Annotated in this window: 11 protein-coding genes; 7 read left to right on the plus strand and 4 right to left on the minus strand. The window is 33.3% G+C overall.

The genetic code is table 11. The annotated features are described in order from the left end of the window. Positions 1 to 221: 221 nt before the first annotated feature. Positions 222 to 2,402 (minus strand): hypothetical protein, encoded by a 2,181-nt coding sequence (locus APF76_04620; protein ID KUO52322.1) that lies wholly within the window; start codon positions 2,400 to 2,402, stop codon positions 222 to 224. Positions 2,403 to 2,705: 303 nt separating this feature from the next. Here APF76_04620 and APF76_04625 point away from each other — a divergent pair, with 303 nt between their 5' ends. Then, positions 2,706 to 2,978, plus strand: coding sequence for a hypothetical protein (locus APF76_04625; GenBank protein ID KUO52323.1), 273 nt, complete (start codon positions 2,706 to 2,708; stop codon positions 2,976 to 2,978). Positions 2,979 to 3,458: 480 nt separating this feature from the next. On the opposite strand, the gene APF76_04630 is transcribed toward APF76_04625, so the two are convergent. Beyond that, positions 3,459 to 5,966 carry a hypothetical protein gene (locus APF76_04630; GenBank protein KUO52324.1) on the minus strand — a complete coding sequence of 836 codons (2,508 nt, stop codon included), beginning with the start codon at positions 5,964 to 5,966 and terminating at the stop codon, positions 3,459 to 3,461. A 123-nt stretch (positions 5,967 to 6,089) separates the two neighbouring features. On the opposite strand from APF76_04630, the gene APF76_04635 reads away from it, so the two are divergent. The 3 genes from APF76_04635 to APF76_04645 all read left to right on the plus strand — a co-directional run bounded on the left by APF76_04635 (position 6,090) and on the right by APF76_04645 (position 8,451). Then, positions 6,090 to 7,178, plus strand: coding sequence for a 3-carboxymuconate cyclase (locus APF76_04635; GenBank protein KUO52325.1), 1,089 nt, complete (start codon positions 6,090 to 6,092; stop codon positions 7,176 to 7,178). Between the two features lie 611 nt (positions 7,179 to 7,789). Beyond that, positions 7,790 to 8,017, plus strand: a complete 228-nt coding sequence (locus APF76_04640; protein KUO52326.1) for a hypothetical protein — start codon at positions 7,790 to 7,792, stop codon at positions 8,015 to 8,017. A gap of 8 nt (positions 8,018 to 8,025) precedes the next feature. Next, the gene (locus APF76_04645) at positions 8,026 to 8,451 is read left to right on the plus strand and encodes a hypothetical protein (GenBank protein ID KUO52327.1); all 426 of its coding nucleotides are present in this window, start codon (positions 8,026 to 8,028) and stop codon (positions 8,449 to 8,451) included. 376 nt (positions 8,452 to 8,827) lie between these two features. Here APF76_04645 and APF76_04650 read toward each other — a convergent pair whose 3' ends face one another. Together APF76_04650 and APF76_04655 are read right to left on the minus strand one after the other, a co-directional pair. Then, positions 8,828 to 9,079 carry an AbrB family transcriptional regulator gene (locus APF76_04650; GenBank protein ID KUO52328.1) on the minus strand — a complete coding sequence of 84 codons (252 nt, stop codon included), beginning with the start codon at positions 9,077 to 9,079 and terminating at the stop codon, positions 8,828 to 8,830. Between the two features lie 228 nt (positions 9,080 to 9,307). Further along, positions 9,308 to 10,027, minus strand: a complete 720-nt coding sequence (locus APF76_04655; protein KUO52329.1) for a hypothetical protein — start codon at positions 10,025 to 10,027, stop codon at positions 9,308 to 9,310. A 737-nt stretch (positions 10,028 to 10,764) separates the two neighbouring features. Between APF76_04655 and APF76_04660 the strand changes: the two genes are divergently transcribed. The 3 genes from APF76_04660 (at position 10,765) to APF76_04670 (ending at position 14,431) form a co-directional block, all read left to right on the plus strand. Then, entirely contained in the window at positions 10,765 to 12,201 is a 1,437-nt protein-coding gene (locus APF76_04660; GenBank protein ID KUO52330.1) for a hypothetical protein, read from the plus strand. After that, a complete protein-coding gene (locus APF76_04665) occupies positions 12,198 to 12,428 on the plus strand; it encodes a hypothetical protein (protein ID KUO52331.1) in 231 nt (76 codons plus the stop codon). Before APF76_04660 ends, APF76_04665 begins: the two co-directional genes overlap by 4 nt. A 221-nt stretch (positions 12,429 to 12,649) precedes the next feature. After that, positions 12,650 to 14,431: a hypothetical protein gene (locus APF76_04670; protein KUO52332.1), complete on the plus strand. Its 1,782-nt coding sequence runs from the start codon at positions 12,650 to 12,652 to the stop codon at positions 14,429 to 14,431. The last annotated feature ends 78 nt before the right edge of the window (positions 14,432 to 14,509 follow it).

A 14,509-nucleotide genomic window follows, 5' to 3' on the forward strand; every position in this document is an offset into this window, starting at 1 on the left:
TAAAGTCTAAATATTAAACCATAACACTACCTCTTCTAGTACTGCTCCATAATTGATAACAGCCTGCATATATGAAGGATATTTCATACTTGCTCACTAAAGTCTTTCAAATCATTCTTTATGCTGTTCCATAAAACTGCGCATTTTGCCTACTGAGTAGTTTCCCTTTTCTCACTATTATTAAGAAAGTTCTTTATAATCTAGGGCAATATGATTCTATATTATCTCGTATTTAGGCTAACCACTTCATTATATAGTTTAATGAGGTGCTCAATAGTTAAGTCAAGGATTGGTTCATACATAAACGAGTTCAAATGGATGTTTGAACTTGCTGTAATGCTAACCTTTTCTAGCGTGCGAATAGCAGGTGCTGATGGAGACAATGATGTAAACTCTTTAATAAGATATCCAAATTGACTATTGGAACTACACCAGTATTCCGAATCGTTTTTTAGTATTCGAAGCTTTTCAGTCATGAATATCTCGGAATTAATCCGTATCGCCATACATAGCAATACTTTATTCTCAAGGTTTAATCCATCATGCATATCACTTCTGCAAATTTCATCAGCTTTCTGAAATAATAAATTTTTCAATATACCTTGATTATTTGTAGAATAATTTGTTCCAAAAAGGCTGTTGTATATGTATAAATAGTCACCAATGGTGATTTCATCAGTATCCTTCTTCCAATGTAGAAGGCTAGTAAGTTTAATGTAATCAGGGTCGCTTTCACCTTTAGTATATTCAATCAGATTTCTAGAGAATGGAATAGTGGCACATAGAATAATATCACAACGGTTTATGTTATTTTTCCACTTACCGATAAAGTAGTTTTTTACCCCCTCTGCTTTTGCAAGACAGATAGAAGTGTTATTTTTTATGGTCATTAGGCATCTGTCACGATGCACATATGTCGTTGCAAGTGTTCGAAAGAAATCATAGTTGTGAGTTAATATAATCTGATAAAAATACTCGGTATTGGTCAAGTCTCTTAAGTATTGAGTGATTGCATGTTTATTCTTGTAGTCAAACGAATCTGCAATATCATCAACCACAAATAGTGTTTCCTGACTATTCAGTTTCCTTGATTCGACTTCAAAAATGAAGCTAAGAAGATATAAAGCTCGTTTTTCTCCTTGACTAAGTGTTTTTAGTTCAGATCGTGACCATTCAACAGAGTCGTTACCATCTCGGAAAATAAATCTTAATTGAGCATTCTCTTTACCAAGTGTAACTTCTGTCTGATTTGCAATAAACAAGGTAAACGGCATATCTACAAAGCGATCATTAAATAGATCTACTGCTTGTGTCCATCGGGGAGCTATTTGCGAAGCTTCAGCCTCAATCCTTTGAAGTTCATCTTTGTTTACATTAAATGACCTTAAATATGCCTCAGCATCAGGGCTTTTTTGCATATAATAAGACCAAAGATTCTGACGAAACTGGCCTTGATTTTCTGGCTTAAGCTTGTCAAGGAGAAACTCTACTTGTGTATAAGTTAAGCTCTCAATGAGATCAACTAAAGCATGAGTTTTTGCGTTTTTTGCGAGGTTAATTCTTAGTTTTTTAAGTGTCTCGTCTGTATCGAGCCTTTCCAGAATTCGTTTATGCCTCTGATCGAGTTCATCTTGGCTAATTGAAAATTCATCACCTCTGAGGTGAACACGGTGCCCACCCATAAAATATCCTTGTTTTTTTAACGTTTCAAATGATGTTTCTGCTTTTGTAGGATTAAAAACACCTTTTGTATAAATTGATCCATCACTATTAAAAAGTTCCTGATAGCGATTATTAAACTCATTTGCTTTTAATATAAACTCTTGGCTATTCAGTATCTCTATGGCTTTGGGATCAAAAATGGTTGCATATTCATATGGTTCTAAGTCATCCTCAGCTGAATGCTCTAGTGTTTTAGTAATACAAGTAGGAAAATCACTTATATCCCAATCTTTAAGAATGACTTGTTCGATATCATTTTTTTTTACTTTCGATAACTTCTGAAGGGTGCCTATAAGCTTATTTTTCAACTTATCTAGCTCAATAAGAAGTTCATCGTATCTTGCTTTATGCTCAGGATTAACAAGTATATTTGTTATAGCAGGGTTTTCGGACTTGATGTCTATTTCTGACTTCAAGACATAAATAGTTTCTTTCGAGATGGGGCTTTCATTTAATTTGATTTTACATGTTGTTGGTCGGTGATAACGTTCCTCTTTAGGTTGTTCGCCTCTTGAAATATCTTCAAATGTCTTAGTGAAAGAAGTCTTCATCACTCCATTTGGAGCATATATAACGTAAGCTTTCGCTTTAGGGTTTTCTGTACTTGTAGTAAATACAAAATCTTGCTCGAAATCCTTTATGCCATAGCAGTTCTTTAAGATAACATTTAGCGTACTCATAACACCCTCAATCCTCTCTGATTAGGAATATGACAATTTATCATTCAATTAAACTTAACTCACAAGAACTCTTTTCATGTGCTCCCAACTGTTAATTATAGATATTAGTTTAATTATTTATCATTCAATGTTTATAAAAAGCTATATAAACTATCCTTAGTAAATAAGTTCAATAATTAACTTACATTTCCTTGAGATATAATGTCATATCCTGTCGAATTGCTAATATTTACAAGGATATTGAGAATATTTGTCTAATAAGTTCAAAAATAGGGCTCACAAAAGGTAATACAGGAGGTGTCTATGCAGAAGGATTTTCATCATGCAGTTATATATGTTTTGTGCAGAATTGCTGGAATGAAAAGTGAATATGCTAGGGTAGTTGCTTACGCTTCCCAACAAGTAGATGATGCCACACATGGACATGCCTTAAAGTTTATTAATGGCGGCGTGTTTAGGCAGACAATGACAGCACATAAAACACTTTCTACCAGGAACTTTAATGTTAATAATGCAGTAGAGGTTTGGCTTCCTTTTCATTTTTTACCACAGGGAGGGATGGACACAAATAGCTGATGCAACAGTCTTCTTCCCTAATAAATAGCAGGGAAATGATGATGAGAAATCTAAATCGGATAATTTATTAATAAGAGGGTGAAATTCATGAATAGGAACTTTAAAAATAAAATATTTCAACCTGACTATGCAGTCTATACGCTGCAATTGTAGGATTTTCTATTTTTGTATGGCTTAGAACAGGGAGTTTTTCAATAGGTATAGCTGTCTTTATCATTGGATCATTACTTTTAATTGTTGGTGTTCCATTATTAGAAAAAAAGTCTAGGAAAACTGGAGCTACATATACTGCTTCAGGTTTAAAAGGAGAAAGTTGTCCTAGATGTGGTAATCAGCTAGTATTACGGAATGGCAGAGCAGGTAAATTTTTGGGATGCTCTAGTTTCCCCAGATGCAGGTTTACAAGAGACTATTAATAACGTGTCAAGTTAAAATAGCTCTAAACAACATATATTATTCAAAAATAGCCTCTAAAAGGTTTTATTTACTATCTGTATACTTAATGTATTTTTCGGTATGTTGACATAATGGATAATTCGAGCAGCCATAAAACAATCCATAAGGCCCTTTTTTAATATTTAATTGACCTTTTTTGCAGCTCGGACAATAAAAAACATCTTCTGTTGAAATTGATACTAAGGTATCCTTTTCTAATTCTTTAATAAATTTAGATTTGCTATTATTTTCAACAGTAAGGAAGACCGTCTTTTTTGCTCTTGTTAAGGCCACATAAAATAATCTTCGCTCCTCTGCATGTTCACAACTCTCAATATCTTCTACTATAAGATTTAATACTTTATCATCAGCTATATTACTGGGAAAACCAAGTTTCTTGTTACTATTGTTCAGGATGAATACATAGTCCCCCTGGAGACCTTTAGAGCTATGAACAGTCAGATATTCCATCTTCAGATCTGACCTCATATTATATTTAACTTGCTTTTGCTGCCTATTAGCCTGTAATACAAAGTCATCGTTTTCAATAATACACCTAATGTCTTCCTTATAACGCCCCAGTAACAAAACAGTAGCATTCTCAGGTAAATCATTTAACCTTGCTTTAATTAAACCGACTAATTCGTTTTTCGTATCTCCATATAATATCTCAATTGCCCTATCATCATTATTATTAAAGCTTTTTAATTTCTTCTTTATTTGACTCTTGTTTTTTAGTATAAATTTGCTACTTACATCAATTAGATTTTTATTAAACCTATACGTTGTTTCAATATAAGAGCTTTCTGTATAACCAAAATACTTATGGAAATTAGTAAACAAACTAATATCGCTGCCAGCAAATCTATAAATACTCTGCCAGTCATCACCTACACAAAATAGTTTAGAATCATTGAAATCTCTTAGTGCTTTGATTAACCTATATCTAGGTTTAGAGATGTCTTGGTATTCATCAACTACTATGTATTTATATCTCTTACGTATTTTCTTATCTTCTACGTAGGAAATAGCTTTATTAATCATGTCACTAAAATCAATTTCCTTATTAATATCTAGTTCATTTATATATTCAGTATAAATAGGTTCCACTATATCAAGGAAAACATCATTTCTCATTCTTTCATATCCCCAATTAATGCCATTATTTTTAGTCTTTAGGTCACTAATAGTGTAGCCTCCTGCTCTGATCAGATTAATAAATGTATTAATTAAGCTTATGAAGTTGGAGATGTTGCTAGATTTATCTTGCTCTATTATGCTCCACATCTCTTGCACAGTTTTGGGCTTGAATTCTACTCCTTTTTCCAATAGTTTGTTTCTGAGGTTTTTAGTTAGATTTCCTTCCATTTTTTCATAGGAATAAGTCTCTATTAAAACAGTATTATGAGTTTTATGTAAAACTCTTTTCCAATTAATTCCCGAATTGTATTTCTCTTTTGCAGATAGTTCCCCATCTCCTGTAAAAAAGTCAGGCACATTACCCTCTCTGTCTATACCATAATGTTCAATATAAATATTATAATCCGGCAGGTAAAAGTCAGGTTTATATCTGCTATAGCGTTGATCAGCGGTATTTACTTCGTAGTAGGACTCATATTCATAATTAATATTATAGGTAAATAGAAAGTTGGCTATCTCCATTTCCTCATAGCTTTTTACTGTTTCATTTTTCAATGTTTTAATTTGGTTATCTAATAAATACTCAATGTATTCACCATCATTTTTAAACTCAAATTTACTTTTATATTCTTTCAGATATGATAGAAAAAACTCGTTAACCAGATACATATAATCAAAGACTTTTCTAAAACTATTGAATTTCTCTTTAATGAAATTATTAAGTTCTATGCGAGTAATATCAGGCTGCTTACCCTCAACTTCTGCAATAATTTCTTTTCCTAGCTTATGAAAAGTCATAACATCTATTTTTACATTTGTTTCTTTTCTAATTCTTTCTGCCATCTCGGTTGCAGAAGCGTTTGTAAAAGACAAAACTAGTATTGTTTTGGGATCATACTTGTATCTCGATAATAGATATTTAACTTTGCCCACTATGGTAGTTGTCTTTCCTGAGCCAGCCCCTGCAATAACCAGGTTATTTACTTCATCTTTCACAACACATTCTACTTGTTGTTCATCTAATGACTTTCCTTCAATATCATTGAAGAAAACTCTATAATTTGTTTTTTCAATCTCTATAAACTGTTTATTATAATCATCTCTTACCTGATTTATATCTTTAAAGTTTTGTTTGAAGTCATCAATTGTACTAATACTTTCTTTATCCAATGAAATCTTTCGATATTTATTACCCCTTTTAATAGAGAAATAAGCCTCCTGGTATTTATTAATCCAAATGTTTTTAGCCGAGAATGTAAAATATTCATTATAACCTTCTAGATAGTATGTTAGTTCTTTATTGGCAATCTTAAGATTGCTGGATAAGTCAATGTAATGGTTCATTAATTCTAGGCGTTTAGTCTGTCTATATCTTAAGTAGCTATTGTATAGATTTGTTAATTTTTTAAACATGTCTATTCCCCTTCAGTATTGCAATAGACTTTACCTATGTACATACATATCATTTTCACCATTATTAATAATTTACATACAATATAGCATAGTTACTAAAAATTACCAAGGAGGATTTGCTAAATGTCCACAACTTTAGGGACAGTTTATGTCATGACAAATTCACGTATTAATAATGAGGTAGTCGCCTTTAGCCGGGGACCTGATGGAACATTATCGCTAATAGATGCATACAAAACAGGTGGCCATGGTACTGGCACAAGAAGGGTTTCCCCTGAAACACCAGGTGGCGCTGTCGACCCACTGGCATCACAGGGATCTATTGTTCTTTCTGACTATAAGCGTTTTCTCTTTGCTGTCAATGCGGGCAGCAATAGTATCTCAAGCTTTCGTAGAGATGTCACAGGCGAGCTAACTCTAGTAGATGAGGTGCCTTCTGGCGGATTACAGCCTAACAGCTTAGCTGTACATGAAAGACTACTATATGTTTCTAATGCCGGAAGTGATACTAACGGTTCTGATTCTAATATTACTGGCTTTCGTATAGGCCCCAGGGGGGAACTCGAAATGATACCCAATTCAGAACGCTCTTTAAGTACCCCAAACGCCCATCCAGCTAGCGTTGTATTCACCCCTGACGGCAGTCAACTTGTTGTATCTGAGTTAACCACAAACCGTCTCAGCGTGTTTGACGTCAAACCCGATGGTACAGTATCACGACGTACCGTTAACAGGTCCAATGGGGCCGGGCCATTTGGATCATATTTTCTTCCGTCCGGGTTACTGTTAAATTCGGAAGCTGGTACAAATGCCCTATCCTCTTATACCGTTTCTCTAGATGGAACATTAAATGTTATTAGCGGTTCTGTTGAAAGCGGTCAGATGGCAACTTGTTGGGTAGTAGCAACTCGAAATGGGCGTTATGCCTATACGTCCAATACTGGAAGTGGCACTATCAGTCTTTATAGCATCAATACCGATGGGACTTTGGAGCTTGGAGAGAATATACCAAGCACACCAGAGGGGTCACCCATGGGCGCACCTATTGATAGCGGAGTGAGTAGAGATCAGCGCAATTTCTACGTTTTAAATGGAAACCAGGGGTCAATTTCTGTATTTAAAATAAATTCCGGTGGGCAACTCATTAGATTACAAGTGATAGATTCTGAAGAAATACCTAATCTAGGAGCCCAGGGCTTAGCTGTGATTTAATTATTATATACCCTTCAAAAATACTTGTTTTGGACGGGTGGCCACAACCCGTCCAGAACAAGTCACAATCCAATCTTCAGGTTCACATATATTTTCCGGAATCACCCAAGACCTTAAATTCTCCATTATCAACCAGATACCCAGCATTCAAGATTCTATTATCTTAAAGGATGGGAAAAAGACTTGCTTTTCTTACTCATCACCCCACTTTCCTACTGAATCAAATTACAAGACCAAGTATAAAAGGAAGCTTTCAAGTGGAAAGACTCTTTATATATTGGTTGCTGAGAATTGGGGTTAATGGAGAAAATATTGAGAGTGGGTAGTGAAGTAAGGATGGTAGACTCAACCTCTTCGTCCTCCCCTTACACACTAATGCATAGGGTTATTTAATAGGAACTTTTGAATTAATATCCATAGGCACTTTTAGATTAACAGATACACAGGGGGGAGCGAATACAAATAGTAACTTAATTACCGCTCCAAATACTAAGGTTTTAAGTGCACTTCTAAAAGATATTGATCAATCCGCTGCTCAAACACCACTAGCATTATATAGATTAGGAATAGGTCTCCATGTACATGCAGATACATTTTCTCATCAAGACTTTATGGGTTATTACCATAAACATAATCTTGTTACCCTACATCAAAGAATATCAGCTAGACTTATTAGAACTACTAGAGATTACATTTGTATTAGCTTTGGGGTTCCTCCTATAGGGCATGGTGCTGCACTAAAATATCCTGATAAGCCATTTTTAGAATGCTCTTATGAGAGAGATAAAAAGACTATCTATGTAGATAATCTTAATGAGCGTTTTATTCCTGTCGGTTAGATATATCTATGAGTACCTACCTCCTGCAATTCTTAGAACTAAATCCCATTTATAAATCTCAAAAACAACTAAAGTGCTTAAAGGAGTATGAACACCAAATAGTTGCTCTACTTAAGCATAGAGATAGTTTAGGTAATAGGCATAAGAAATGGCTCCAGACAATTAATAATAATTATTTTGGTTTTGAGGATTTTAATGAAATTGATAGGACCCTTAATTACGATCCCAGGGAATGGTTTTATGAGGCAGTTGAAGCTAAAAAGCAGCGTGGCTTGAAGAATATAATTGGAAGCAAAGTATTGAATTCGTATGTGTTCAAAAGAAAAGAAGGATTTAATAACTCTGATTGGGTGAAATTCATGAGGGCTGCAGCAGAGCATAAGTTTAGGGTAATACATAAAATCTTACCTGAATTGGATATTTATGTTGGTTAGTTAAATATATAAAGGAACAGAGCATTGGTTTATTTTTATAGAGCAACTTACACCATTTGTAAATGATATTGCTAAAAGTATACCACTTTGAAACGAACCCATTTCGCTATTGAATTAGTTTATTACCTAACATTAAATATTTTACGGGAGGGATAAAATATGAGAAAGTCACATCAATCATAATTAAAACACCCTGTTATTCTAAGGTGTTTTGACTGTTAAATTAACTTATGGGTACAATTGGAGATAAGCTATAACTTTTATCGTTATTTGAGATACAATAATAACTTTTTGCATATCAAAACAGACTCCATTAAATATAAATGAGACAGGTTAAGAAATTAGGTATTAGATATTAGAATATATATAGTTTAATTTAAGAAGCCTGGGTAAGCATGGCAGAGGCACATTCACTACAAACAATTTTGCCTTTAAAGTTGTTGATATTATCTGCACTACCACAGAATACGCAAGCTGGTTCGTACTTTTTAAGAACGATTTTTTCACTATCTACGTAAATTTCTAAACCATCTTTTTCATCAATCCCAAGAGTTCTTCTGAGTTCAATGGGTATAACAATTCTCCCAAGATCGTCAACCTTACGCACAATTCCTGTAGCTTTCAACATATATTTTCCCCTCTCCATTTCAACAATCTTCGACAACTTATCTAAATAGTACCAAGGTTGGCATTAAAAGTCAATGCAAAATTTGACAGAGTTTTACATTCTATTCCTGATGTTTACTATTCTGTTCTATCGATGCTATTGACTGGAACTTTTTTTTACACACAAAAAGATGCTGCCTGACTATAAAATCAATAGCTTTTTTTATCGGTAAACTTAAATACTAGTGTTTTAAGCCAAATTGTTGTTTCTATATTGAACCATTCTATCTAGATCAATGGTTGGTTTGCCTAAATAAAATCCTTGTGCATATGACACTTCTAAATCTTGAACTGTTTGAAGTTCTCTGCTGTTTTCAATGTTTTCAGCAATTACTGTACTTCCTATATCTTTACCTATTGCTACCAGGTGTTTAATTACAGAACGTTTATTTGTACTCTGATCGCAGTCTTTAACTATTGGGCCATCTAATTTAATAAAATCTGGCGTCGAATTGATTACCAAATGAATCCTATTATAGCCAGTAGCAATATCATCAATTGAATACCTGTAGCCCCATTTTCGTAGTTCCTTCAAAATTTTAAGGAAGCATTCCATGTCTATAATCTCCTCTACTTCCGTTATCTCTAGAACTACCTTATCTTTTGGAATATTCCTCTTAAACCAATTTGTGTGGTTTTTGAATAATAGTATTAATGTCGAAGGCCTAATATTCATAAAGAGTATACCACTAATTTTTGCTATATTTGAGATTGAGCTATTTATGCATTTAATATCGAATTCTACTGTTTTCCCTTCTTTTTCTGCTGTAATAAATAGTTCTCCTGGTGAGAGACCTGCATGAGATCTAATCAAAGCTTCATACCCCATAATTTTCATATTATCCAAGGAATAAATGGGTTGATAAGCTGAATAAACAAGCATATTTACTGAACGTGATAGAAATAACATACAATTTTTCCCCTATCTTTAATTTGAGTATAATTTTTAAAGCATTACTACTTTAAGAATAGTATCTTTTTAAAATACTTAATGAAACCCTTGTTTTCGAGACTTTGTTTCCATATTATTTTCTCGAAACGTATAGTATAAAAGCCTTTTTTCTTCTTCACTAAGATGCACCTCTATTTTAGCCACTTTTTAATCACCCTTTCAGAATTATTCTAAGTTAAATTATATTTAAATGGGCTCCCTGCCCTATTCTGCTATATCAGAACTAGCCTCTAATAACTAACTTTACAAATCTAATCTGAATCACTACTCTTAATAACAAAAACATAGAGCTGGCACATATCCAACCCTATGTTTTCACATATTTAACAAAATTATGGCTGGCGGCCTGGCGATCATAGCTGGATAACAGCTTTAGACCCATAGCTTTGCAGTCACTATCTTTCGATAGCTTTGCCTTTTTCAACTGTACTGTATTGATTTAATATAAGTACCACTAAATTCGATAGTTCCTGTCTTTCCAGACCTTAATCGCATTTGGATTAATCATTCATTTACTCATAATTATTTTACTAATCTTCGTACAATCCACACTTTTATATACATTTTATAATTATAAACCAATTTTCTTGTAAAAGGATGACATATTTTGTCGAATTGCTAATAATTCAAGGATATTAAGGGTTTGTGTCTAATTATATTGGGAAAATATAGTGTTTTTGAGAGGGGAAATTGATGTGCGGAAGTTTATAATGCTTTTATTGGCACTAATGCTAATGGCAGCACCGGCAGTTGCTGATGATATTTCAGTATTTGTTGATGGGCAAAAAGTTGATTTTGGAGAAGTACAGCCTGAAATTGTTGAAGGACGGACTTTAGTACCTCTGAGAGCTACATTTGAAGCACTAGATGCTGTGGTTGATTGGTACGGTTCCGAACAAAGGATTGATGCTAACAGGGGAAATATAAGTCTTGAGCTTATTATTGGTCAAAAATCTGCTCTAAGAAATAGTCTTGAAATTGGCCTTGAGGTACCGGCTCAAGTAAAAAATGGACGTACTCTGGTTCCTTTGCGTTTTGTCAGCGAAGCTCTAGGCGATGATGTGGTTTGGGAAGGTGCAACAAGTACTATTAAGATTACTTCTGCATCACCACCACAATCAGGATCAGATAAAGAACTGCAGGTTCATTTTATTGATGTTGGCCAGGGCGATGCAATTTTAGTTCTTTCACCTAATGGTTCTACGATGTTGATAGATGCAGGACCCAGGACTGCTGGACAAAAAATAGTTAGTTATTTAAAGGCTGCTGGAATAACAACCATTGATAAGCTTGTAGCCACTCATCCACATGAAGATCACATAGGTGGCATGCAAGATGTGTTTACTAACTTTGAAGTTAAGAAGGTTTATGATAGTGGTTTTCCTCATACAACCAAGATATATGAAAGCTTCTTAACAACAATCGATGAAAAAGAGATGCCTTATGAAATAGCTCATAGAGGTAATCAAATCAACCTTGATTCTGAATTAGAAATTGATATTCTTCACCCAGGTGAGACCATGAGTGATATAAATAACAACTCAATTGTATTGAGAATGACCTATGATACAGTTTCTTTTATCTTTACTGGTGATGCTGAAGCAGAAGCAGAACATATGATTTTAGATTACTCGACTAATATACCATCTCAAATTCTAAAAATAGGACACCATGGTAGCAGAACAAGTACATCTGAAGAATTTTTAAGTGCCGCTAATCCAGAGATAGCTGTTATCATGGTAGGAACAGGAAATACATATGGACACCCCCATCAAGAAACATTGAATAAATTAGCCAATACTGATGTTAAGGTAGCACGGACTGACCTTGAAGGTGATATTGTAGTTAAAAGTAACGGAGGTACTTATTCATTAAATGTAGTCCCGACTGCTGAAACACCTACTCATTATGACCAACCATCATATACAGTACCGGTACAGAGTGGAAAGATTAATATTAATACTGCTAGTTTTGAAGATCTTCAGGAGATAATTCACATTGGTGCTGAGAGAGCACAGGAAGTTATTAATTTGAGACCATTTATATCTTTAGATGAATTATCAAAGGTAACCGGTATTGGACCGGCAAGGTTAGCAGATATAAAAGCTGAAGGAAAGGCTTATGTGGAATGAAAGTAAAAGCAGTAGTAGATAAAATTGAAGAAGGCTACTATGCTGTGCTTTTAGTTGGGGAGGATGAGTATGAGGTGGATTGGCCTTATGATTATCTTCCTCCTGGGGTACAGGAAGGGGACATATTGGAGTTTGGAGTTGGGATTGATAAGGATGGGACGGATAAACAGAAAGAAATAGTTATTAAGTTGTTACAAAAAATCAAAGAAAAAAATATTAGCAAGTAGCAATAAGTTAACTTAGATGGATTGTGAATGTTATAACCAATGTAGTTTCTTTTAAAAATTGTTTATAATATGCTAAACAACCTATTAAATATAAAAATAAGAGGTTGATTCCCTAGGCTGAAAAAATCAGACACTAAGAAATGCTACCTCTTTCATTCGTTAATTTATTTAATTTTAACTTATTTTTAAGTCGAAGTCAATAATTTTAAAGTGGTGATTCAATGGAAAAGTGGAGCAACAATTCAGTTTTGCAAAAGAAAGGGTTATCGTCTATAGGAGAAATGTTCTTTTTCCAGCTTTGGTCAGAGTTGTTAAACGTCAACACACTAGACTCCTATCAGTATAACATTTTAAATAGTCATATGTCTCTATTAGAGTTATTAGATGTAATAACAGGATTAAGACATAACAATGTTCATATCTCTAACTTGCAAGATTGTATGAAAGAAAGCCTAAAGATAATTAAAGAAGATGATATTCTTGAAGAACATGCAAAGCACATTAAAAATAGACTTATTCATCATCTCAGCAAAACAATTAAGAAAAATGAAAATACTGCATTACTTAGACTTAGGTTTCAAATACAACACGCTCTTAAACAAATTGAAAAACCTTATTTATTTTGGTTACTAGATTCGACTAAGATTGCTATTAAAGTCGATGATAATGAAAAAATACATAAATGCCTGCAATCTCTTGTAAGTGAAAGTATTGGTATAGGGTTCTCTTCAAAATATTTATATCGTTTAAGGGATCTATTTGAAAATAATAATACTTTTGAAGAAAAATGGGATAGCTTCTCAAAAGCAATTACTTCTGGTAAAAAGAAATTTTGGTTTCTATTTAAGTTGGAAATTACACAAAAATTAGGACTAAAAGAAATAATAAATTTAAAAGACCTTAATTTAGATTTATTTATAGGTAAAGAATTACTGTTATATAAATTCAATAAAGCAAACAACTTAAATTATGTAATAGGAATAAACGATTACTATTTCGTGTGCGAATTAGAAGCATACGATTCTCATTCAGCTTTTTTTGAAGGTTTTAAAAAAATTAGTTATGAAATTAACTATGTTTCGTTTTATAGAATATTAGAACCTTGGTTATCTAAAATACCTAAAGTAATTATTATTGAAGAGAACAACCATGCTTATAACTATGATGCTTCTCATCTTTTTGAAATACATGATTATGTTGATACTTCTCTAAAGCTATTTCAAGTAGCAAAAAATGTTTTAAAAAACAAAACTATTGAACCTGAAACAATTACAAAACTGCAAGGGGCATTCTTATATGGCAACCTTAGTAGAACATCTTTATTCCAGGAAGTTAAATTTCTGAATTTATGGGTTGCACTCGAGTCATTTGTAAAAACTGGTCAACATGAAAGTATTATAGAACACTTAAAACAAATAATTCCTGCAGCACTTTGTGTTAGGTATTACTATAGGATATTGCGTAATTTTGCTGAAGATTGTAAAAGGTGTGATGTACAATTAGAAGGATTAGATGGCACTGTAATCAATTTGGAAGAATCAAAAACTAAAGTAGCAGAAGACTTATTAAAGCTACTTAGAGATGAAACTAAATTTAAAGAATTAGAAAAAAAATGTGAAGTCAATTGTCTCCTGAATTTTCGCATATATGAAATAAAACAATTAATAGAGGATGGACCAAGTGTTGCAAAAAGATTAAAGGAACATCATAAAAAAATTAATTGGCATTTACAGAGATTATACAGAGTACGAAACTCAATCTCACACTCAGCTTATTTTTCTACAAGGCCCTTATCAACATATATAAAAAATTTAAGTGAATATCTTTCAATTGTTGTTACTGAAGTTTTGCATCAGCTAAATAAGAACCAGTATTCATGTATTGAAGAAGTTTTTGAAGCCCTAGTAGATAATCATAATGTTATAGTGGACATTTTTGAGACTGACTGCATATATGACTTGAGCTTGCTTATAGATGGGACATTAGATGTTCTTCAACCTTAAGTTAAGGTCCTTGACATATACTTTTCTTTTAACTTTTCCTTTTACTGTAAGTTCCTTCTAGAATCTACTACATCAGCT

It is taken from the genome of Desulfitibacter sp. BRH_c19 (genome assembly GCA_001515945.1).
Lineage (GTDB): Bacteria > Bacillota > DSM-16504 > Desulfitibacterales > Desulfitibacteraceae > Desulfitibacter.

Coding starts and splice junctions, on each gene's coding strand:
- APF76_04640 (KUO52326.1), top strand. CDS start 7,790: ATGGGTTATTACCATAAACATAATCTTGTTACCCTACATCAAAGAATA.
- APF76_04625 (KUO52323.1), top strand. CDS start 2,706: ATGCAGAAGGATTTTCATCATGCAGTTATATATGTTTTGTGCAGAATT.
- APF76_04665 (KUO52331.1), top strand. CDS start 12,198: ATGAAAGTAAAAGCAGTAGTAGATAAAATTGAAGAAGGCTACTATGCT.
- APF76_04630 (KUO52324.1), bottom strand. CDS start 5,966: ATGTTTAAAAAATTAACAAATCTATACAATAGCTACTTAAGATATAGA.
- APF76_04635 (KUO52325.1), top strand. CDS start 6,090: ATGTCCACAACTTTAGGGACAGTTTATGTCATGACAAATTCACGTATT.
- APF76_04645 (KUO52327.1), top strand. CDS start 8,026: ATGAGTACCTACCTCCTGCAATTCTTAGAACTAAATCCCATTTATAAA.
- APF76_04620 (KUO52322.1), bottom strand. CDS start 2,402: ATGAGTACGCTAAATGTTATCTTAAAGAACTGCTATGGCATAAAGGAT.
- APF76_04650 (KUO52328.1), bottom strand. CDS start 9,079: ATGTTGAAAGCTACAGGAATTGTGCGTAAGGTTGACGATCTTGGGAGA.
- APF76_04670 (KUO52332.1), top strand. CDS start 12,650: ATGGAAAAGTGGAGCAACAATTCAGTTTTGCAAAAGAAAGGGTTATCG.
- APF76_04655 (KUO52329.1), bottom strand. CDS start 10,027: ATGTTATTTCTATCACGTTCAGTAAATATGCTTGTTTATTCAGCTTAT.